Source organism: Streptomyces sp. NPDC050617 (assembly GCF_040654795.1).
Lineage (GTDB): Bacteria > Actinomycetota > Actinomycetes > Streptomycetales > Streptomycetaceae > Streptomyces.
Genome location: NZ_JBFAIS010000049.1, coordinates 15838 through 37074 on the forward strand (window position 1 = coordinate 15838; position 21237 = coordinate 37074).

Sequence of the window (21237 nt, forward strand, 5' to 3'; positions counted from 1 at the left end):
CACGGAGACATGACCCAGCACAAGTATCCGGTGGATGCCGCCGCCCACTTCGCCAAACACGGCGTCAATCTCACCGTGTACGGGCAGGTGGACCCGCTCGTGACCGTCGCCCACGTCAGCGTTTCGGAAGGCCACTTTCAGGAGTTCTACAACTCGGAGAGCAGCTATATATATTATGTCATCAGTGGCTGCGGCACCTTCTACCTCAATGATGACGCCGTGTCGGTGAAAGCCAGGGATCTGGTCGTCGTTCCACCGATGACGCGCGTCTACTATTTGGGCGCCCTGGAGATGTTGCTCACGGTCTCACCGGCGTTCGACGAAGCGAAGGAACAGCACGTCAGGTTTCTGGATAGGAGTCAGATTCCGGACACTGCCCGCTCGTGAAATCCTCACTCCCCCCCGACTCGGCAATTGTGGACCTGGCGACCTGGAACATCGGAGGTGGGATTGTCGGGGCATCTCATCAGCGCGATGGAACGCCCTCGCCTGAATATTACGCCTCGGTCCTCCGGCAGCAGGCGCCGGATGTGGTCTGCCTTCAGGAGGCGCACGACTACTTCGGGTTTCGGGAGAGTCAGCCGCACTACTTGGCGCGACAAGCTGGTTATCCGCATGTGGAGTTGTTCCGTACCAGCGTCTCGCACTTGGCCAAAGACGCCAATTTCGCACTGGCGGTCCTGTCTCGGTTCCCGATCACGAGTACGGTTTACCGGCAGTTCCCCAATCCCGGTCGGACCGGAACAGGCCCCAACGGACAGCCATGGACGCTGGATGACAAGGGCTACCTGATCACCCGGATCGGCCTAGGGAGGCATGAGATCGGGCTGATCAACGGCCATTGCTTTCCACTGCGGCACTTCGGCGCGTGCGCCACGGATACGGAATTCGCTGAGGGCTGGTCCATGCTGGCCCGAGACATGATGACTTTGCGGGATTCCGGTCCAGCGCTGGTTGCCGTCGACCTGAACCATGCCCCGATCGAGGACGTACTTAGCGCGGCTCTCGGGCGAGACAAATACCTGAACGCATTTCCGAGCGGCACAGCGGTTAGGGGAGCCAAACGGGATTACGTCCTCTACGGGCCTGGGATGTCTCTGCTGTCGGCTGTAGTGATCGCCACCGAATCCGATCACGCCTACCGGCAGGTTAGATTCCTAGTCGAGCATTCCGTCCCGGTTGCTGACTGCCCATCCGGCACCCGACTGGGTCACTCTGATATGTGAGGTACTGTGACAGAGAGTAATGGAGTCGCGTCCAGCGCGGCTGTACGAGATAAGCACGAGCGTGAGCTATTGGGGTTGGCCCGTCGACTTCGGGATGGCCATCACAACGGCAAGGAGGCGCTGAGTCTGGTCCCAAGCGAAAACCGCCTTTCCCCGTTGGCGCAGTTGCCGTTGCAGCTTGATTTCTATAACCGGTACTTCTTCAACGAAAACCACGCCCCGGACTTTTGGCAGTTCCGGGGCGGGGAAAGTATCGCGGACATCGAAACGGATGTGGCGTACAGCAGCTTGAGCATGCTGTCCGATGCACCGTTCGTGAATCTCCGCCCCGTCTCGGGGCTGAGCGCGATGATCATCTCGATCTCGGGCATGGGGGGCGAGACTGGCCGCACGGTAGTCTGTGTTGACCCCGCGAGCGGAGGCCACTATGCCACCGTGGCGGTGATTAAGCGTTTCGGCTTTGTACCGGCCACGGTCGCGGTTGAAGCGGGTATCGTGGACGTCGATGGACTGAAAAAGATCCTGTCCACACAGGACGTATCCCTGGTCTACCTTGACCTGCAAAACAGCCTGCACCTGCTGGACGTCGTCCCGGTTGCCGCCTGCCTGGCCGAGCACAGCCCGCACACCTTGTTGCACGTTGACGCCAGTCATACCTTGGGCCTCATTCTAGGCGGTCAGGTGCCCAACCCTCTTGATCTCGGCGCGACCTCCTTCGGTGGCTCTACGCATAAGACCTTTCCCGGGCCGCACAAGGGTGTTCTGCTCACCCGGCTACCGCGGGTGCGTGAGCTGATCAAGGACGCGCAGTACGTCTTGCTGAGTAGTCATCACTTCGCCGCGACCCTGGCACTGGGCCTGGCGGCGCGCGAGTTCCAGTACTTCGGAACGACTTACGCACGGCAGGTGGTTATCAATGCCCGGCGGCTTGGTGCTGAGCTGGCGGCGCGGGACTTCGAAGTCGCGCGCTGCGCGGACGGGTTCACCGACAACCATCAGCTCTGGGTTGATGTCGGGGGCCAGGCGGCGACGAACAAACTTTCCGAGGCACTAGCTCAGGCTGGGGTCCGGGTCAACGTCCAGACTGACATGCCGGGTTTCGCCGGCCCCATCTTCCGACTGGGCAGCGCCGAGGTGACGTTCGAAGGCGCCTCCGAGGCGTCCATGGCCCTCATCGCTGACGCCTTCGCGGCGGCTCGGAATGGTGAGGTTGATCGTGCGGCCAGAATCCGCGCCCGGGCGCGGCAGACATTCGAGAGCCCCTACTTCTTCGTTGGCACGGAATAGGCGCTTCCCCGATGTTGGTCTTTTTTTCTGCGTCCTCGGCCTACAACGTAGGACGACCGGCCAGCCGCAGTGGGTAGACCGGATGGGATACGCGCAGCATTCTTCACGGGGCCCCGGGGGATCAAGGGCCGACAAGCGTGCAGCGTCCACCGCGCGGCAGGTCGACAATGAGGTCCTTGCCTGACGAAGTCGTGGACTTCTTCACCGTCCTGGCGCCGGGCGACATGATTGTCCTGACGCCGGCAGGGAACTTCGCGGCGACTGTTACCGCTGCCGACAGTCCTCTGGAGGGCATCATCGTCAGCACCGGCGAGGACGACCTTGTACCACCGATGACAGAACCGTCTGGACGCCTGCAGAACAGTCGCCGCACGGCCAAGTCTATGACCACCAAATGTCCCGACAGGGGTGTCGCACGGTACCGCTGAGACCAACTATGGACCTGGAACGGGAAGCATTACAGGCTGGGTTCTTCCGCGCGTCACCTCGTCAAGGAAATCTCGACTGAGACTATCGAGAATCCGTCTTCGTTTTCCAAGGCGATCCGGCTCCCGAGCGCCACCGCGGTCCTTCCACCTGCGGCTACGTGTTCGCTACCCGCCCGTCGGCCTTCACCCCATGGCGTTCCAGCGCCCGCCGGGCAGGGACCTGATACCCCGTCCGTGCAGCCGCAGCATCGATGCGATAGCGGACAGCGTGATGCGCTTGTGGAAGCGGCGCCCGATCAGCGCCCACAGTCCAGGTGTGGTCTTTTCCACTGTGCGTAGCCGGCCCCATGGCCAACTCCTGCTTGAGCACGGCGAACAGCCGCTCATTTAGACGTCATTTCGTTTGGTGTGATCTTGCGGCAGTCTGGAACGGTGACTGCATCGCTTGTTGAGCGGATGGCGCCGGACGGCCTGTGGGAGTTGTTCGAGCGGGTGGTCCCACCAGCTCCGCAACGCCCGCAGGGCGGCGGCCGGCGGCGGCACGGCGACAGGGAGGTGCTGGCCGCGATCATCTTCGTGGCCACCTCGGGGTGCACATGGAACCAACTGCCCCCAGGCTTCGGGCCTTCGGGAATGACTGCGTTCCGCCGCTTCACCGAGTGGACCGAGGCGAGGGTGTGGGCCAAGCTCCATCGCCTGGTCCTCGAAGAGCTCGGCGCCCGAGGTGAGCTGGACTGGTCGCGGTGTGCGATCGACTCGGTCAGCGTCCGCGCCCTCAAAGGGGGCGGCTGACGGGACCGAATCCGACCGACCGCGGCAAGAAGGGATCGAAAATCCACCTCATCGTCGACCGCAACGGCCTGCCCCTCTCGCTCGGCGTCTCCGCGGCCAACCTCCACGACAGCCAGGCCCTCATTCCGCTGGTGCGCGGCATCCCGCCCATCCGTTCCCGCCGCGGCCCCCGACGCCGACGGCCCGCCAAACTCCATGGCGACAAGGGCTACGACTACCCCCACCTGCGACGCTGGCTGTCCCTATGGCAAATCAGCCACCGAATCGCACGCAGAGGCACCGACTCCTCCCAGCGCCTGGGCCGGCACCGTTGGGTCGTGGAACGAACACTGTCCTGGCTGTCAGGGTGCCGACGCCTCCACCGCCGCTACGAACGCAACCCCGAGCACTTCCTCGCCTTCACCGCTATCACAGCAACCCTCATATGTCACCGCCGCAACGCCAAATGAAATGACGTCTTAGCTTGTTCTTTTTCTTCCGGCCTCGAACGGTGTCTCGAACTGGGTCGCTCACCTGGAGGTTCGCCGGACGCGGGGGCGGCCTTCGTCTGATCATGTGCTCCGACCAAGGTGCACGTGACCACAACGAAGGCCGTGAGGTGAGTCTGCTGCCTGATGCTGTCTGGAAGGAAGCGTTCGCGGAAGCGTCACGCTTCCGGGGCGAGTTCTACGAGTGTCTGACCTCTCGGCGCGACGAACTGTTCGAGTTGGTGGATACGGTGCTGTGTGCGGACGGTGCGGTGAAGTCCCCGGTGGACTTGACGCTGCTGCCCGAGCATCGTCGTGGGCACGGAGCGATGTACGGCGGCCTGAACCACGGCCGCATCGACGTCACCCGTCTGCGGACGGTGCTGGCCGGGCTGTCGCTTCCGCGTTTCGAGGGCGGGCGTCTGGTCCTGGCGGTCGATGTGCCGCCGTGGCTCCGCTCGGACGCGCCGTGCTCAGCGGAGCGGCTGTTCTGCCACGTCTACGGCCGCGCGAAGACGGCATCGCAGTTCATCCCGGGCTGGCCCTATTCCCTCGTCGCCGTGCTGGAGCCGGGCGCCACGTCCTGGACCGCGATCCTGGACACGGTCCGGCTCGGCCCGGTCGACGACGCGACCGCGGTCACCGCCGGCCAGCTGCGAGGCGTCGTTGAACGACTCATCGCCGCAGGGCAGTGGCAGGCCGGGGACCCGGCCATCGTCATCGTCAGCGATGCCGGCTACGACGTCACCCGCCTGGCCTGGGTCCTGCGCGATCTGCCCGTCGAGCTGGTCGGCCGGGTCCGCTCCGACCGCGTTATGCGCCTGCCGAAGCCACCGCGGATGCACGGCGTCAACGGCCGGCCGCCCAAACACGGACCGGAATTCCGCTTCACCAAGCCGGAGACCTGGCCCGAACCCGCGATCACCACAGTCACCGACACCACCAACTACGGCAAGGCCGAAACCCAGGCATGGGACCGGGTCCACCCCCGGCTCACCCACCGCTCCTCATGGCTCGACCACGACGGCGAACTGCCCTTGGTGGAAGGAACGTTGATCCGGTTGAAGGTCGAGCACCTCTCAAAGGAACGGGATGCTCCGCCGGTGTGGTTATGGTCCTCCAAGACCGGCGCCACCCCGGACGATGTCGACCGCTTCTGGCAGGCTTTCCTCCGCCGCTTCGATCTGGAGCACACCTTCCGCTTCGCGAAGCAGACACTCGGATGGACCACCCCGAAATTTCGTACTCCCGAGGCCGCGGACCGCTGGACCTGGATCCTGATCGTCGCTCACACCCAGCTCCGACTTGCCCGGCCGCTGGCCGCTGACCTCCGCCGCCCCTGGGAGAAACCCACCACACCCGACCGGCTCACCCCGGCCCGGGTCCGCCGGGGGTTCAGGAACATCCGCGCTCACCTCGCCTGCCCGGCCCGTGTTCCCAAACCCCGAGGCGCCGGCCCCGGACGGCCACCCGGCGCCAAGAACAAACACCGGGCACCCCGCTACGACGTCGGCAAGACCGTCAAACGCCCCGAGAACCTCAAAGCTATCGGCAAGCCCGGAAGACCTTGGTAGATAAAGAACAAGCTTAGAACAGAGAAGTACGCCAGGCCCCTCGAGCGCAGAGCCCATCGACCTGCCAGGCTCTCGCGCCACCGATGCGCCGAGCGCACGCTGATCCGTAGCTGCTTCGCGACCACAGTGTTGTCCCGGCCAGCGGTGCATCAATTTGCGGCCTTGAGCCGGATGCGCTCGCTCCCGTCGATGCTCAGACTGCCACCTTGTAGATATCGCAGGGTTCGGTCCTACCGCGACGGTCACCATGAGCGCTTTCCAACCTGTCCAGGCGACTCGGAGTTGGACGGGCCTCACGGATGATCGGAGTTCCTGGTGGATGAGTTGTCGGCCAGATCAACCGTGGTTTCAGGAGCTCCGTGCGCTTGTTTACCCGCAGCCATCTCCCGTCTGGTGGGTTGGAACACCTGCTCTGGCAGACGTCCCGTGCCTAGCCGATCGCCAGGATCGTCCGTGCGGCTACGGCTAGTTCGGGCGTTGGATGACCGTCAGTGGCAACTGTCGAAGCTCGGCCGCTGGCTCGGGACCGGACTCCTCGCCCGGCTCGAACTCACCTAGGACAAGCCCGAGCATCCGGTCGCCCTCCATGAACAGCATCCCTTGCTCGCGCAGCCAGACCAGCCGACGGTCGAGATCGTCCGGCCCGCCGGACCATCCCTTGAGCAATTGGTCCCGGCGGACCGGCGATGTCAACCGACGCAACAGGTCACGCGTCGCGGCGTCGACCTGGTGCGTGAACAGCGTGCCGGACCGGGAGTCGCGGATCATCCAACCACCTGGCCCGCCCTCGACCAGCTGCAGTTCACGGGGGGCCGTCCGTCCGCCGTGCTCCTCCCATGCCTCCCGCCATTGCGTTACCAGGTCCCGCAGGGCGTCGTGATGCTCTGCAGAGTGGATCTGGTACGGGGACAAGCTGTGGTCGGCGAAGAAGTAGGCCAAGTCTGCGAGGTCCTCGTCACTAAACGGGTAGATGAGCCCGTAGTGATCCATCGGATGTAGGTCCAGGCCGTACTCCTCACGGCGGTTGAAATAGGGGCTGAACCGGTCGAAGCGCACCAGATACACGCCGTGCGGCGGTGGCAGGTGGCTGAGCAGCGGCAGGTCCTTCCGGTACTTCTCATAGACCGAAGCGGGCTCGCCCGGGAAACCGATCAACAGGTTCCAATCCGGCTCGATGCCGTACTCCAAGCAATTCTTGAGGAACTGAAGGTTCTGGAAGACGGTGGTGCCCTTGCCCATCAGCTTCAGAGTCGAGGTGGACAGAGCTTCGATGCCCGGCTGGACAATGTTGACGCCGGCCGTGGCCATGGTCGCCAAGTCGCTACGACTCAGCGGCAGCTTGACCTCGTAGTAAATGGAAACATCCGGAGGCGTGCTGAGTCGGGAAAGGACTTCACGGGGGTAACTACGCGGCAGGACGTTGTCCGTGCAGTAGAATGTGGAGGATTTGGGTGCGAAGCCGAAAAGCCAGTTGAACTGTTCCACGGCCTTTTTTGGATCCATGGAGCGGTAGTTCATGCTCTGCCCGTTGAGTCCGCAGAACGTGCAATGCGAACGCTCTCCCCACCAGCAGCCGCGGGATGTTTCGAAGAAAAGAGTCGGTCCGGTCGTGTTCGTCTCAGTAAGCCTCGGGTGCTCTGCCAGCGCGGCGAAGAAACTTTCGTAGTCCGGCAACAGAACATCATCGATGTCGTGATCGGCACCGATGGCCTTGCGGAAGCGTGGTTCCCGGCAATTACGCTGGGACAGTATTCCCGGAATCCCATCGGCTTCGGCCAGCCGGTCGTCCACCCGGTACTTTATGAAGGATACGAGCGTGTCGAGCGACGGACCGGAGAAGATGTAGTCGAGTGCAGCCACCCTTTCTGCGAGGACCGCCCCCATCGGCACCTCACAGTTTGCACCACCCATGATGGTGACGACGCCGGGATTGCGTTCTTTAATTAGCTGCGCCATCGCGATATTTGCCCCGGTCTGAGCGAACATCGAGGTGAAGCCCACCACGTCGGCTTCGTCTAGCCGGTGACGATCGATCAGGTCGAGACACATTTCACGCAGCCCTTCCCGTCGTTCGCGAATGAGATCGCGGAACTCGGCCCACACGTCGCCCCGATAGAATCGGCGGAAGTACTTGTCTGAATTGTCGTCGGCTTCCGGGAAGGCGATCTCCCTGAACAGCCAGTCACCAATGCCAGTGTGTAGGTGTTCCAGCTTCTCCGTGATCGCTTCGTAGGCTGGCATACCAAGATATTCTGCGAAGTCCAAATTCAAGTTGTTCACATCAACCGAGACATCGGAACCCAGTTCACGTCGTATGACGGTCGCGAGCTGGCCCAGTGCGAAGGAAGGGCGGTTCCAGGCGGCGAAGGGCATGTTCACCAGCGCTAGGCGCAGCATCGAAGCTCCTTTTGGTTCATTAGCAGGTGGGCCTCAGTCGGCGCTGCCACCGACAGGATTGGGCCAATTCTTCGCCACGACCTCCGTGAGATCTGCATGAGGCGAAGGTGTCGAACACGACACAGAAGGGCAATGCCACCCTGTGCAGCAGGCGTGCGTGTACGTTAGCTGAGCCGCTGGCAAACGACTCCTGACATAGGACAGGTCCCGGCCGCCAGCCCTTAGAGCTCGCAACACCATCCTGGTCGGATCTTCTTGAGGCGTCGGTGGCAGATGAGGCTGCAGGTGGGGCAGACGAAGGCGTCGTGGGGTTCGGTGTGGCGTTCCCAGCGGACTGCGAGGCGTTTGATCTGGTGGAGCAGGGCGAAGGCTTGTTCGGCGACGTACCGCAGCTTGCCGATGCCTCTGATGCTCGGTGAACCCTTGCGGAGATGACGGGCAGGATCCGTCGGCGACGCAGCTCGTCGCGGTTGGGGTTGGAGTCGCAACCTTTGTACCCGAGTTGAACCTCTGCTTGTCGGCGGGGCCGGCCGTGGCGTCCTGCGACTGGTGGGATGCCGTCGACCAGGGCGAGGGTCTGGGTGACGTCGTTGACGTTGCCGCAGTGGTGATGACCTTGAGCGGGGTGCCGCGTCCGTCGCAGATCAGGCGGTGTTTGCTGCAAGTTTCCGCCGGTCGAACGGCGACGGACCGGTGTCGGCGTCCACATTCTCGGACGGATGTGGGAACCGTGCACGCACGCACGTGTCCAGTTGAGTTCACCGGCCGCAGTCAGCTCGGTGAGCAGGACCCGATGCAACTGGTCGAAGACTCCTGCCTCCTGTCACCGGTCCAGCCGCCGCCAGCACGTCTGCCCCGAGCCGAACCCGATCTCCAAAGGGAGGAGTTGCCAGGCTATGTCGTTGTAGAGGACGAACAGGGTGCCCTGGAGGCGGAGCCGGTCCGACACTGGCCTCGGCCCCGGAGACCGCTTCGGTCACGGCGGCAGCAACGGCTCGACCAGAGCCCACAACTCATCGTCCACGATCCACGGTTGAGTACCGACGCCTTCACGAACAGTCGAATCGTCACACCGTGCACGCCCCACAAGTCAACGTCAACAAGATCGTGCTACGAGCTCTAGCTGTTCGAGCGCCGGCTCGCAGAACGGATCTGCACGGCCAGAACGCCAAACAGGCCGATCACGGAACGTAGACGAGCGACGGCAAGACCCGAGATGATCCCACCCACGCCCATCATCCCCAGTAAAACCACAGCCCACACCACCGCAGAACCGGATCAGTATGGAATAGAGCCCGTTCAGGTACATAGGCGACCACGCCGCCGTACGGCCGGGCCCGGCCGTCGTCGCAGCACACAGGACATACAAACTTCGGGCGCCCCACAGCCGGCAAGCCCATCGAGGTAAGATGCTACGGAGCTTGGCGAAGGCCCCTGCCCGATGCCAGTAGGTCAACCTCCGGTCGTTGGCCTATTCTCAGGTGTAAATCGCTCGGATTAACAGGGCAGGCTCGTGTCCGTCGACATGAGCCGGGAAGCCAGTAGCTGTCAGCCGGGCAGCCGACCCTGGTGAATGCCAGGAGGCGCGCACACGCCGCATGCATAATCTGTGCGCGTGCCGCAAATTTCTTCTAGTCCCCCCCCACCTGCCGCTCGCAGCCCGTTCGCTCGCCTGCTCCGGCGAATGGCTCCTCCGTCGCGGACGGTTGGGAGGGTCAGTACTCAGGCGCTGCTCTACGGGCTGGGCACTGGCAGCTACCTCACTGTCAACGCCGTCTTCTTCACCAAAATCATTGGTCTCTCCGCTGCTGCGGTCGGCCTGGGCCTGACGATTGCCGGGATCAGCACGTTCGTCGCCGCGGTGCCGTTGGGCCGGGTCAGTGACCGGATCGGCGCGAAGAAAGTGTGGGGCCTGTCGTCGCTCGTGGAAGCCGCCTGCTACCTGGCTTACCCGTTGGCTTCCGGGTTCGCCTCGTTCCTGGCGATCATCACAGCCATCGGACTGTGCAAGGCCGCTGGGGGTGTGGGTTACGGCGGATACGTGCTCAACCTCTACCCCGACGAGGAACGGGTCGCGGGGCTCGCCTACAACCGAAGTGCGTTGAACGTCGGGTTCACTGCTGGCGCGGGACTGGGTGGCCTGGCCCTGGCCATTGGGAGCGACACGGCGATCCGGTTGCTCCCTGTGTTCATCGGAGTGGTGATGCTGATCAACGCGACGGTGATCCGCCGGCTGCCCGAGCTTCCCAAACCGCAGCTGGGCCCATCAGTCAAGCGTGAACCTCGCAAGTGGGTGGGCGCCCTGGCCAATCGCCCGTTCTTCACCCTCTCTGTCCTGAGCGGTGTGCTGTCAACGAACCAGGTAGTCCTCTCCGTGGTCGTTCCGCTATGGCTGGTGCAAGACACCGACGCACCACGGGTGCTTCTGGCCGGACTGCTCGCGACGAATACTTTGATGGTGGTGTCCCTGCAGACGTTGGCCGCCGGCGGCACCGACACCCGGTCGGGCGCTATTCGGGCGACATATCGGAGCGCCGCCTGCTTCGTGGTGTCGTGTGTGATCATCGCGTTCACAGACGGCACCACCGAGTGGCTGACCATCGTCCTGGTATGGCTGGCGCACATCGTATTGACCGGTGCTGAGCTCTTCCACGCGGCGGCGAGCTGGGGATTCACCCAGCGCTTGTCCGATCCCGCCCGCCGCAGCGAGTACATGGGCATAGACCAGGTCGGCCAGACGATTGGTAGCGTGTGGGCACCTGCTGCCTACACTTTCCTCGCGATGAATTGGCAGAGGGCGGGCTGGTTCATCATCGGCGTCATCGTCGCACTCGCCGCCATCATCACCCCGACCGTGTCCCGTGCCGCCGAACGTTCGCTGCGCCGGATGGTGGCCGGGGATGCCCCCGACGACGTTGCCTCTGGTCAGCACACCTAGTGCCTCGGCCAGGTCGATACCATGACCACCCCAGCGCCCCGACGGAATACGTCTGCCGGTCTCTTGTCAGGTAGAGGATGCAATGGAATTCGCAATCATTGGCGGTGGCGCCACCGGCGTCAGCCTGGCCGACGCTCTTGCTCGACGGGGTTTGACGCGCGAACTCAACCTGACCATCTACGAGCCGGAAAAAGAGATCGGCCAAGGCAACGCCTACCGCCCTGACCTGAGCTCATCCCTCTTGAATGGGGAGATCGAGTTCATGTCCATCAGGCGAGCAGAACCCCGACATTTCCAGGAATGGCTGAGCCGACATCCTAGTCCACGGGCACGCCAACACTCCATCACTGGCTCCTTCGCCCCACGTCACCTCTTCGGCGACTACATCTCTCATTCGTTCGGACGGCTCGAAGAGGCCTGGCAGGCCAGTGGCCGGCCGATTGAGGTAATTCCCCAGAGCGCCGTCCAGCTATCGCTCGGCACTGACGGCGAGCGCGTACGCCTAACTGCGGCCGATGGCAACGTCCGCGAATACGATGGTGCCGCTCTGTGCGTGGGCACCACCGAGCCGACGGACGTGTACGGATTGGCAGGCAACCTTCGCTACATCGACAACCCCTATCCGCTGCGGGTCGCGGTCGAGACGATCGAGCCGTCCGAGCACGTCACGGTGCTCGGGACTGGCCTGACCGCGGTGGACGTTGTGCTGGCCTTGCTCCAGCAGGACCATCGTGGGCGCATCACGATGGTGTCGCGCAGGGGGCTCTTGCCCGGTGTCCGCCAGCGCTACCGCCAGCTTTCCGCCTCTGTCCTCACCGAAGATGCCGTACGTGAGGCCGCGGCCGAACCAGGAGGGCTTTCCCTGGCCTCGGTGCTCCGTCTGATGAATGCAGAACTGGAAACACACGGTATAGCGCCTGAGATTCTCAATCGGGAAGTCGATCCCACCGAGGCCCCGGCCGACCGTCTCGGCCGTCACGTGGACCTGGCCGAACGCGGAGAAGTGTGGCATCCCCTGCTCATCAATGCCGCGAACGAAGTGATCGAACTCGTGTGGTCGTGCTGGTCGGACGCGGAGCGCCGCGAGTTTCTCCGCTACTACCATCAAATCTTCCAAAGCCTGCTGCATCCGATGCCGATGTCCACTGCCACTCGACTGCTCTCGACTATCCGAGCAGGTCAGCTGCGGGTGGTCGCCGGCGTGAGGAACGTGACTGCGACCACCGACGGCTTCACCGTGACCGCACGGGAGATGAGCTTTATGACGGATAAACTCATCAATTCGGTCAAGAGTAACAAGCCCGCCCCGCCCGCTGCGGCCTCCGCGCTGTGCGCCTCAGTGGTCGAGGCTGGCCTGGGGCGGTACGACCCATTCGGCGGGCTCACCATCGACACCGCCGACAACCGGCTGATCCCGGCGGACTCGTCTCGACACGCCCCCGTTTTCGTCCTGGGACAGTTGGCCGCCGGCTGCCTGTACTACACCAGCTCGCTTGGCATGATCACTCGGCGCGCGGAAATGGTCGCCGACGATGTCGCGGCCTCCGCCCGCTCCGGCGCCCGGAGGCAGGAACCCTGAGTTTGGCCGACACGCCCAACTCGCTTGGCGCATCCGTCCCGGTGTGCAGACAAGCAGGCCGTCCAACAACACCAGGCCCCCGCTGCCCCTTGCCAGCGTGCGGTCCGGACACGGAGAGCGGGTCGATCACCTTCAGCGTCCAGCGCCGCAACGTCAAGGCCGTGCTGGCCGCCCCGCCTGTCGCGGTCGCTGGTTACCGGGGCAGGGACTGCGGTCAGTTGATCGGCTACACCACCTGGCGGGACACCATCGGGATTCCGGCATTCTGAGTCGACCCTGACCGGTGTCAGTACGTACGTTCCAAGTCGGTGAACTAGCCTCAGCTATCAGGCATGAGCGTTTTTTGACCGCTCTGACACACATCACCCGTGAGGTCTCATGTCCGCTCTCAGTACGCCCCGGCCCGACGGCGGAAAATCTCCTGAATCGTTCTGGCTTCAGGCATTTCGTGAGGTCCTCGAGTCCACTGACGTTGACGATGACACCGATTTCTTTGACGCGGGTGGCCATTCGCTATTGATTCCCAAGCTGTTGCTGTGTTACGAATCCCTTTCGGGTTGGCGACCACCGATAAGACTGGTGTTCGAGTTCTCGTCACCGCGCGAACTGGAGGCGGAGTCGGTTGTGCTGCAGGGTAGGCGGTGAGCGCGACTAGGGTGCCTCGGCGGTCAGAGTTGCGCCGGGAATCGCGGATTGGAACTTATCGGGTCCGCGGAGTGGTCCACGCGAGATATTGGATGAGGGCAGTAGCCATAGTCGACTTTGAGATCAGTCCAAGCCCCATCACACCTTGGCGCACCTTGGAGGAACTTCCCGCTGATCTATCGTCGCTGGACTTGGCAGATCCGCAGACCTTCCTGCGGTACGCCCAGAGCGATATGTGGCGTCGACTACGCGCTGAGCATCCAGTATTTTGGAACGCTCCGCGCGACGGAAGGTCTGGCTTCTGGGCCCTCACGCGCTACGACGATATTATGCATGTCTATCGAGAAAGCTCCACCTTCCTGTCTGATCGCGGAAACGTGCTGGCTACGCTTCTTCACGGCGGTGATTCGGCGGGGGGGAAGATGCTTGCGGTCACCGAAGGGAGTCGCCACCGGGAACTGCGCAAGGTATTTTTGAAGGCTTTCTCGCCGCGTACCATGTCCACGGTCGCTGAAAAGGTGCAAGAGAACGCTGAAAATCTCGTCCGTCGTGCTGTGGAGATGGGCATTTGCGACTTCGCTGAAGACGTCGCGGAGAAACTCCCGATGCGCACGATATGCGATCTCCTCGGAGTGCCGGAGTCTGACCAAGGTGAACTTCTCATCTTGACCAAGAAGGCCCTCAGCGTGGAGGGTGATCATACTACGGAGTTCGACTCCATATTGGCCAGGAATGAAATACTGGTGTATTTTTCGAGTCTTCTGGAGGAATTTCGCAAGAACCCGCGGGAAGGCGTAATCGGAACGTTCGCGGATGCCCAGGCGTCTGGTAGTGCTGCATTGTCCGACGAAGAGATCATTCTGAACTGCTATGGCCTGATCATCGGGGGCGACGAGACAAGCCGACTCGCAATGATCAGCTCGGTTCTTGCCCTGGTAGAGCACCCCGCACAGTGGGCGGCCCTGAGTTCGGGATCCATTGGTAGCCAGACCGCTACTGAGGAGATCCTGCGTTGGGCGACCCCCGCAATGCACATCGGACGGACGGCACTGACGGACACCAACGTCTCCGGTCACCCCATCAATCAGGGCGATGTCGTGACACTGTGGAACGTCTCGGCCAACCGTGATGAGGCCGTCTTCGCTTCCCCCGATGTCCTGAACCTGTCCCGTTCACCCAACCGGCACCTCACCTTCGGGTATGGTCCACATTTCTGCTTGGGTGCGGAACTGGGCCGTATAGAGATGAGGGCAATGCTCGATGCCCTGTGCCGCTTCGCAGCCGGCATCACGCTCACGGGCACCCCAAAGAGGGTGTGCTCCAACTTTCTCTCTGGAATCAGTAGTTTGCCCGTCAAGTTTACTCCACGCTGATAAGCGGCGGCAGTCGGATGGCGCCGGGATTTGGTGGGCGCACCGTTCCACGACGTTGCGGTGCTTGTAGGTCTCGCGGTCGAAGGCCGGCGGGCGGCCTCCGCGGCTGCCCCGCCGGGCACGGTTGCGGACCTGATCGGCCCGCTCAGGAGGCGTGTGCGCGATGCCCCCGACGGTGGAGCCAGGTACGGATCGCCTTCGAGCTGTAGCCCTTGTCGCCCAGGACGTGATCGGGCCGGACTCGGGCCCTCCCGGTCCGATCCGGGGCACCCGGATTGCTTCCATCACGGTGGTGAAGCGGGTGCAGTCGTTGGTTTTGCCGCCCGTCACAATGAAGGCGAGCGGGCGGCCCCGTCCGTCGCAGGCGAGGTGGATCTTGCTGGTCAGCCCGCCTCTGGACCGCCCGAGACCCGGGTCGCGGAGCCTCCTTTTCGGGCTCGCGCCGCGTGCTGGTGGGCACGGACGACCGTGGAGTCGACGGACACCAGCCACTCGATGTCGCCTGCCGCGTCCGCCTTCGCCTGCGCGGCCCGCAGCATCCGGTCAAACGTACCGTCCGCCGCCCACCTGTGGAAACGCGTGTGGAGCGCCGCCCATGGGCCATAGCGCTCGGGGACGTCCCGCCGGACCGTCCCGGTCCGGAACTTCCAGACGATCCCGTTCAGTACCCGGCGGTCATCCAGCCGCTTTCCGCCCCTGCACCGACTCGGGGAGCAACGGCCGGACGAACTCCCACTCGGCATCCGACAGTTCATGGCGACGTATCACGCCACCATGATCCACCAGCCGTCGCGGCTACCGCGCTGGAGCCGGCGGCCGATCGCGCCACCCATCGGCGGAACGGGGAGTGGGCCGCCCGGGGGCCCGCCATGAGGTGCTGACCCGGACGCGTCGGCGGATACCGTTGACGAGCCGACGCCCGTTCCGTTCCGGTGACCGGCCCGACCATCCGTGGACGGGCGGTAACGATGTGGAGGGGATGCGCATGGCTACTTCTATCAATCTGGAATACCCGTTCGCGGGCCGCTGGCTGGTCCAGAACAGTCCCGCCGACCGCGTGCCCAGCAACGGCACGACCCTGTTCGCCCAGTCCTACGCGATCGACTTCGTACCCCTCGGTGACACCGGACGCACAGCGCCCGTTAGGTTCGCCTCCCTCGTGCGCCCAGAGCCGCCCGAGCGGTTCCCCGGCTTTGGACGCCCGGTCCTGGCGCCCGCCCACGGGGTGGTCCTCGCCGTGCACGACGCCGAGGCCGACCCGCGGCCTGCCCTCGGTCGGATACAGGCTGACTCAACGCCGCCGGGCCTCGGCGGGCTGGGCTGCGCTCGCCGGCAACCACGTGCAGATCGAAAGTCGCGCATCGTGGTCGTCCTCTGCCACCTGCGACACCGCAGCGTCGCGGTTCGCCCGGGACAACGTGTCCTTGCCGGCGACCTGCTCGGCCGTTGCGGGAACTCCGGCAACAGCACCGAACCGCACGTCCATGTCCAAACCATCGACAACCGTGACGTCGAGCACGCCAACTCTGTGCCCATGACGTTCGGAGGTTGTCTGCCGCGAAGCGGCGAGGTCATCACCGCGCAGAGTCCATGACACCGGGGATGTAGGAGTGACACTTGACGACAGAGCCTAGGGGCCTTGACCCCGGATCTTGGACACCCGGACACTTGGATCGTGAGTCCAGAAGAACGAAGCTCCCGTAGTCATGAAGCACTATCCGCCGGAGTTTGAAGCTGACGCCGTCGAATTGTGCGAGTCGCGGCCCGGCGCGACGATCAGGTCGGTCGCCGCTGGTCTGGGGAGCAACCATAGAGACGTTGCGGAACTGTGTTTGGGCGGTCGATCGGGGGTGTCTGCCGAGCCGTTCACGCCGCCGGAAGCGGAGAACGCCGCTCTGCGCGGGAAAGTTTTGTAAGAGCTCGTGACACGTTCATGTGCGGGTCTTCTTGAGGCGTCTCCAGCAGATCAGGCTGCAGGTGAGGGAGACGAAGGTGTCGTGGAGTTCAGTGCGGCGTTCCCAGCGGACGGCGAGACGCTTGAAGTGGTGGAGGAGCGCGAAGGTCTGCTCGGCGACGTAGCGGAGCTTGCCCATCCCTTTGACGTTCTGGCAGCCCTTGCGCGAGATGACAGGCAGGGTCCGTCCCTTGCGTAGCGCCTCCCGGTTCGGGTTGGAGCCGTAGCCCTTGTCGCCGAGCAGGGCATCGGGCCGGCGGCGGGGCCGGCCCGGGCGGCCCGCGGCGGGCCGGATCCCGAAGACCAGGGCGAGTGCCTGGAGGCTGCGCAGGTCGCGACTTTCTCGTCGGGGTGGATCTCGCTGTAGGCCAGGCGGGAGTGGTCGTCGACGGCGGAGTGGACGTAGTCGAAGCCGACGTTGCTGCGGGTGGCGCGACCGGCCTGGCGGACCAGGGTCCGGTGGCCGCCGCCGTGGGGGATCCGGCCGAGTTTCTTCACGTCGACGTGGATTAGCTCGCCGGGCCGCCTGCGCTCGTAGCGGCGGATGACCTGCCCGGTGGGCCGGTCGAGGAAGGCCAGACGGTTGAGGCCCTGCCGAGTGAGGACATGGTGCACCGTCGAGGCGGGCAGGCCCAGGATTGGCCCGAGTCGTCCGGGTCCGAGTTTGCGCTCCTGGCGCAGGAGGCATACCCGGGCCTCGGTTGCGGCAGCGGTCCGGTGTGGTGTCCGGTGTGGGCTGCTGGAACGGTCCACAAGTCCGCCCTCGGACCGCCAGCGCCGGAGCCACTTGTGGGCGGTGGGACGGGAGATCCCCATCTCCGCGGCGACGTGCGAGACGGGGCGGCCGGAGCGGACACGGTCGACGAGCAGTCGCCTACTGTGAACGGTCAGCCGGGCATTACGGTGGGACACGAGGGCCTCCGTCCGGTGAAGATTCGACACCTCCACCACACACGGGGGCCTTCGCCACAATCAAGCCCAACCAGCGTAAACAACGCTCGTGATCAATACACCTAGAGCGGCAACGCTGAGAGACCTCACTGACCGCGACCGGGCAGTTTGCCCGTTTGGAGACCGGCCAGCAGCATTGCCGTCGGCTGGGCGACAGTCACCGAGGATCGTGGGCCGCTCTTCGGAATGAGGGCGTCGTGGGGACGGTGCTCAGCCAGCTCGGGCGCCAGGAATTCCTGGGGGATCTTGGTCCAATGCCGCACGGCCCGCGGGTGGTCCGTGAACCCAGTCTCTCGCGGACAGCGAGCAGGTCATTACCAGCCGCGTGGCCAGGCCGTGATGGTTGGTGGGCATATGGTCCTTCTGTGCGGTCAGTCGGCTGGGCTGAAAGCCCCGAGTTCGCGCAGTGCTATAGCGACTTCCCGTACCGTCGGCTGGCGGTAGAGGCGGACCAATGGGAAGGTCGGGGCGTGCTCCCGCAGTCGCGCGAGCACGCGGACGGCGAGCATAGAAGTGCCGCCCAGGCCGAAGAGAGTGTCGTTCGGCCCAGGTGACTCCACCTCTAGGATCTCTGCGAAGATCTCGGCTACCAGTCGCTCCATGGGATCGGCGAGAACGGTGGCCGGGACAGTGGCGGTCACGGCGTCAATCGCCGCCAGGAGCTCGGACGCCTGGGCGTGGTCGATCTTCCCGCGGGTCGTACGAGGCAATTCCGCGACGCAGCGCACTCGCTTGGGGACGACCGGAGCGGCGAGCAGACTGCGCAAGTGGGTGAGCAGCTGCGCCTCGTCCAAGTCAGTGGCCCCAGCAGTCCAAAGGAGACCAATCGCTGGGTCTGTCGGTTCCCCGAAAGGTACAGCCACTGCCCCGGTGACGCCGGACAGGGCGAGGGCGGCTTCGACGATCTCGGCCGGTTCGATACGGATGCCTCGGACCTTCAGTTGCTCGTCAGCCCGGCCGACAAACCGCAGTTCGCCGTACGCGTCAAGTAGACCGAGGTCCCCAGTGAGGAACATGCGTGTGCCGTGGCCAGCCGGGTCGGGGATCCAGCGTTCGGCCGTACGCCGCGGGTCACGCAGATACCCCCACGTGACGGAGGGCCCTGAGAAGGCGATCTCTCCGACTTCGCCAACTGCCAATGGAGTTCTGGTGGCATCCAGGATGTGCACGACCACACCAGGCAGGGGGCGGCCGAGTGACGGGGCCGTGTTTGTCGGAGCGATGGGACCGGTCCAGGTGACCGCAACCGTGCCCTCGGTGGGGCCGTACGCGTTATAGACAGGCCAGGACCGGGTTCGGCCTGGCGGGACCTGCCACAGGCGGTCCCCTCCGGTGAGCAGCGCACGCAGGGCGACCGGAGGGTCACCCCTAAGCATCAGCTCGGCCGCGAGCGGGGTCACGAGAAAGATACTGCTGATCTCATGCTGTTCCAGCCAGGTGATGAGCCGGGCGGAGTCGAGACGGATCGCGTCCTCGGCGACGTACAGTGTGGCACCCGCGCCGAGGGTCGACCAGACGTCCCACATGGCTGCGTCGAAGCCCATATCGGAGGCCCAGCCGACCCGGTCGCCGGGACCGGTGTCGAAGTGGCTGACGTGGGATGCAACGAGATGGCCGAGGCCCTCGTGGTGCACGACCACGCCGCGCGGGGTTCCAGTGGTGCCCGAGGTGTAGATGACGGCGGCCCAGTCCGAGGGCTTGGGGATGCTCAGTTCCACCGGAGAGGCCTCGACCGATGCTTCGTCCACGGAGACCACCGGAAGCCCCCACCCCGCAGCAAGCTTCTCGCCGGCCTGGTCGGTGATGAGGCAGGCGGGTCTTGCGTCCTTGGTGATCAGGCGGAGCCGGTCGTCCGGATCACGGGGTTCCAGCGGAAGGTGTGCGGCACCAGCACGCTGGACCCCGAGGGCGGCGACGACAGCCGCCGCACCACGGGGTAGGAGGACCGCGACGATCGGTGCGGAGTCCCGGCCCATGCCGTGCTGACGGAGCAGTAGGGAGGCCAGGGTAGCCGAGGCAGTTTCGAGCTGACCATAGGTGAGTGCCCCACCGTCCTCCACTACGGCCGGAGCGTCCGGCCGGGCGGCGGCGTGTGCGAGGAAACGGGAGACGACATCGGCGGCGGTCGGGTTGCTGCCTGAGGGCACCGCAGGCCTCCTTGGAATGCAGTAGGTCGGGTTGTAAAACGAGGACGGAAGCTTGCTCAGGGATGCATAGCCACCAGGCGTATGGGCAGTCGCTCCAGTCCGTTGACGACATCGGAGCTGAGCCGAAAAGCTGCGCCCGCCGGATCGATCGTGTCCAAGCAGTCGAGGGGCTCGGAGAAATGGATCTTCATCTCGAGCAGCGCGCCGATGCAGAAGTGCTCCCGTTATCTCAGAGCGATATCGCGATTGGGGCGGCGGGTGCTGTTGACCCGGCTGGGGTTGTCGAAGCCTTCCGGGCGTATAGCGGCCGGATGTCCGTCCAGATCTGCTCGATATGGTCTAGACAGGCCTCGCGCGTCTGTGGTCCTCCCAGGTCTCGCCAGCCGTCTGGCAGCTCTCGTGCTGCGGGCCAGATCGAGTGCTGCTCTTGGTCGTTCACGACCACGATGTGTGTGGAACCAATGGCATCCGTCATGGTTTTGCCCTTCTCAGTGGCTACTTGTCGTCGCGCAAGCAGCGTGACCTTGTTTCATCCGGGGGGCTGATGCGGCGCGACGGTCAGCCGGCTGGCAAGGGGCGAACCGTTCGGCTGGCTGGGTGGCGTCCTTTGCAGGAATGCGGGCCTCAGTCAATTTCACATGAGCGGTGAGTTCACAGTCCTCGGCGATAACGACTACGTTGATCTCGGAACTCGAATCTGACGTATCGCAGGGTCAGGAGAAATTGGAGCATGCCGAGATCGGGCCAATGGTCGAGAGGGGAAGTCGAGTTCTAGTGCACTCGAAAGAGATGCAGAGTGGGTCTAGCGGCATTTACAACCGATGATCACCCAACTAACCCTCGGCCAGCGAACGGCTGAACAGCCTTCAGCGGGTGCGTGGAATCCATCATTGATCGGGGCTGCTTCTGGGCCCGTGTAAATTCCGTCAAGGCAGAGGCTGGGCGCGTTCCCGCCCCTCTGCCGCCGGCAGGGGGACACCGGCGTAGGAAGCATATCAACGACTTCCGTGAGGCGGGCGGCACGACTACCGAAGTGGCTCCAGGCATGCGAGTACGCTAGCCGAGAGTCTGGCGCACGTCTCCTGACATGGGACAGGTCCGCGTTCCCCTAGCTGATCAGAGACTCATGGGGTGGAGCGGGGTGAACCGGGCTCTATGATGCACGTTCTATCCGACGCGGACGGACTGCTCCTATGTGGCGGGCTATCCGCGGCCATACCGAGGATGCCCGGCGCTGAAGCCGATGCTGTCCGAATTCCACACGGAACACGAATCACACGCGAGTGAATCGAAGCCGCACCGCCTTCACGCCGACAAGGCGTACGAGATACCCCACCTGCGGCAATGGCTCTGGGGCAGGCAGATCGTAGTCCGCATCGCCCGCTAGATGAGTGAGTCCGATGTTCTCAGTGGTCGTAGGCGATCAGGGATCGTTTGGTCTTGGCGTTGGTGGTCCAGTTGTGCCAGATGCCGGCTGCC

16 protein-coding genes and 3 pseudogenes are annotated in these 21237 nt (G+C 64.1%); 12 read left to right on the plus strand and 7 right to left on the minus strand.

The window, feature by feature from the left end; genetic code table 11:
• The first annotated feature begins 9 nt into the window (after positions 1–9).
• The 6 genes from AB0I49_RS36860 (at position 10) to AB0I49_RS36885 (ending at position 5774) form a co-directional block, all read left to right on the plus strand.
• Positions 10–387: a hypothetical protein gene (locus tag AB0I49_RS36860; protein WP_363231592.1), complete on the plus strand. Its 378-nt coding sequence runs from the start codon at positions 10–12 to the stop codon at positions 385–387.
• The gene (locus AB0I49_RS36865) at positions 384–1226 is read left to right on the plus strand and encodes an endonuclease/exonuclease/phosphatase family protein (RefSeq protein ID WP_363231593.1); all 843 of its coding nucleotides are present in this window, start codon (positions 384–386) and stop codon (positions 1224–1226) included. Before AB0I49_RS36860 ends, AB0I49_RS36865 begins: the two co-directional genes overlap by 4 nt.
• A gap of 75 nt (positions 1227–1301) precedes the next feature.
• Positions 1302–2513, plus strand: a complete 1212-nt coding sequence (locus AB0I49_RS36870; protein ID WP_363231594.1) for a hypothetical protein — start codon at positions 1302–1304, stop codon at positions 2511–2513.
• A 176-nt stretch (positions 2514–2689) separates the two neighbouring features.
• Complete coding sequence (locus AB0I49_RS36875) at positions 2690–2941, plus strand: hypothetical protein (RefSeq protein WP_363231595.1); 252 nt, start codon at positions 2690–2692, stop codon at positions 2939–2941.
• Positions 2942–3397: 456 nt separating this feature from the next.
• A protein-coding gene (locus tag AB0I49_RS36880; protein WP_363231606.1) for an IS5 family transposase occupies positions 3398–4182 on the plus strand; the annotation gives its coding sequence in 2 pieces (ribosomal slippage) (positions 3398–3721 and positions 3724–4182; 783 coding nt in all).
• Positions 4183–4331: 149 nt separating this feature from the next.
• Positions 4332–5774, plus strand: a complete 1443-nt coding sequence (locus AB0I49_RS36885; protein ID WP_363231596.1) for an NF041680 family putative transposase — start codon at positions 4332–4334, stop codon at positions 5772–5774.
• A 465-nt stretch (positions 5775–6239) separates the two neighbouring features.
• Here AB0I49_RS36885 and AB0I49_RS36890 read toward each other — a convergent pair whose 3' ends face one another.
• Positions 6240–8171: a RiPP maturation radical SAM C-methyltransferase gene (locus AB0I49_RS36890; RefSeq protein ID WP_363231597.1), complete on the minus strand. Its 1932-nt coding sequence runs from the start codon at positions 8169–8171 to the stop codon at positions 6240–6242.
• A gap of 823 nt (positions 8172–8994) precedes the next feature.
• Positions 8995–9123: pseudogene (locus AB0I49_RS36895) on the minus strand (IS5/IS1182 family transposase); the annotation flags it as partial.
• A 732-nt stretch (positions 9124–9855) separates the two neighbouring features.
• Here AB0I49_RS36895 and AB0I49_RS36900 point away from each other — a divergent pair.
• The 5 genes from AB0I49_RS36900 (at position 9856) to AB0I49_RS36920 (ending at position 14706) form a co-directional block, all read left to right on the plus strand.
• Positions 9856–11109, plus strand: a complete 1254-nt coding sequence (locus AB0I49_RS36900; protein WP_363231598.1) for an MFS transporter — start codon at positions 9856–9858, stop codon at positions 11107–11109.
• Between the two features lie 82 nt (positions 11110–11191).
• Complete coding sequence (locus tag AB0I49_RS36905; RefSeq protein WP_363231599.1) at positions 11192–12688, plus strand: FAD/NAD(P)-binding protein; 1497 nt, start codon at positions 11192–11194, stop codon at positions 12686–12688.
• A gap of 89 nt (positions 12689–12777) precedes the next feature.
• A complete protein-coding gene (locus tag AB0I49_RS36910; RefSeq protein WP_363231600.1) occupies positions 12778–12957 on the plus strand; it encodes a hypothetical protein in 180 nt (59 codons plus the stop codon).
• A 109-nt stretch (positions 12958–13066) separates the two neighbouring features.
• The gene (locus tag AB0I49_RS36915; protein ID WP_363231601.1) at positions 13067–13333 is read left to right on the plus strand and encodes a phosphopantetheine-binding protein; all 267 of its coding nucleotides are present in this window, start codon (positions 13067–13069) and stop codon (positions 13331–13333) included.
• A 191-nt stretch (positions 13334–13524) separates the two neighbouring features.
• The gene (locus AB0I49_RS36920; RefSeq protein ID WP_363231602.1) at positions 13525–14706 is read left to right on the plus strand and encodes a cytochrome P450; all 1182 of its coding nucleotides are present in this window, start codon (positions 13525–13527) and stop codon (positions 14704–14706) included.
• 27 nt (positions 14707–14733) lie between these two features.
• Here the strand turns inward: AB0I49_RS36920 and AB0I49_RS36925 are convergent.
• Positions 14734–15474 (minus strand): annotated as a pseudogene (locus tag AB0I49_RS36925) (IS5 family transposase); the annotation flags it as partial.
• Between the two features lie 217 nt (positions 15475–15691).
• On the opposite strand from AB0I49_RS36925, the gene AB0I49_RS36930 reads away from it, so the two are divergent.
• Positions 15692–16300, plus strand: a complete 609-nt coding sequence (locus AB0I49_RS36930) for a M23 family metallopeptidase (RefSeq protein ID WP_363231603.1) — start codon at positions 15692–15694, stop codon at positions 16298–16300.
• Positions 16301–16637: 337 nt separating this feature from the next.
• Here AB0I49_RS36930 and AB0I49_RS36935 read toward each other — a convergent pair whose 3' ends face one another.
• The 4 genes and pseudogenes from AB0I49_RS36935 to AB0I49_RS36950 all read right to left on the minus strand — a co-directional run bounded on the left by AB0I49_RS36935 (position 16638) and on the right by AB0I49_RS36950 (position 20233).
• Positions 16638–16991, minus strand: a complete 354-nt coding sequence (locus tag AB0I49_RS36935; protein ID WP_363231607.1) for a transposase — start codon at positions 16989–16991, stop codon at positions 16638–16640.
• Between the two features lie 8 nt (positions 16992–16999).
• Positions 17000–17572, minus strand: a pseudogene (locus tag AB0I49_RS36940) (leucine zipper domain-containing protein); the annotation flags it as partial.
• Positions 17573–17982: 410 nt separating this feature from the next.
• Positions 17983–19758 (minus strand): non-ribosomal peptide synthetase, encoded by a 1776-nt coding sequence (locus tag AB0I49_RS36945; RefSeq protein WP_363231604.1) that lies wholly within the window; start codon positions 19756–19758, stop codon positions 17983–17985.
• 229 nt (positions 19759–19987) lie between these two features.
• The gene (locus AB0I49_RS36950; RefSeq protein ID WP_363231605.1) at positions 19988–20233 is read right to left on the minus strand and encodes an MbtH family protein; all 246 of its coding nucleotides are present in this window, start codon (positions 20231–20233) and stop codon (positions 19988–19990) included.
• Between the last annotated feature and the right edge of the window lie 1004 nt (positions 20234–21237).

Excerpts from the sequence above, each read along its gene's own strand:
- AB0I49_RS36860 (WP_363231592.1), top strand. The coding sequence starts at position 10 with ATGACCCAGCACAAGTATCCGGTGGATGCCGCCGCCCACTTCGCCAAA.
- AB0I49_RS36890 (WP_363231597.1), bottom strand. The coding sequence starts at position 8,171 with ATGCTGCGCCTAGCGCTGGTGAACATGCCCTTCGCCGCCTGGAACCGC.
- AB0I49_RS36900 (WP_363231598.1), top strand. The coding sequence starts at position 9,856 with ATGGCTCCTCCGTCGCGGACGGTTGGGAGGGTCAGTACTCAGGCGCTG.
- AB0I49_RS36905 (WP_363231599.1), top strand. The coding sequence starts at position 11,192 with ATGGAATTCGCAATCATTGGCGGTGGCGCCACCGGCGTCAGCCTGGCC.
- AB0I49_RS36915 (WP_363231601.1), top strand. The coding sequence starts at position 13,067 with ATGTCCGCTCTCAGTACGCCCCGGCCCGACGGCGGAAAATCTCCTGAA.
- AB0I49_RS36930 (WP_363231603.1), top strand. The coding sequence starts at position 15,692 with ATGGCTACTTCTATCAATCTGGAATACCCGTTCGCGGGCCGCTGGCTG.
- AB0I49_RS36950 (WP_363231605.1), bottom strand. The coding sequence starts at position 20,233 with ATGACGGATGCCATTGGTTCCACACACATCGTGGTCGTGAACGACCAA.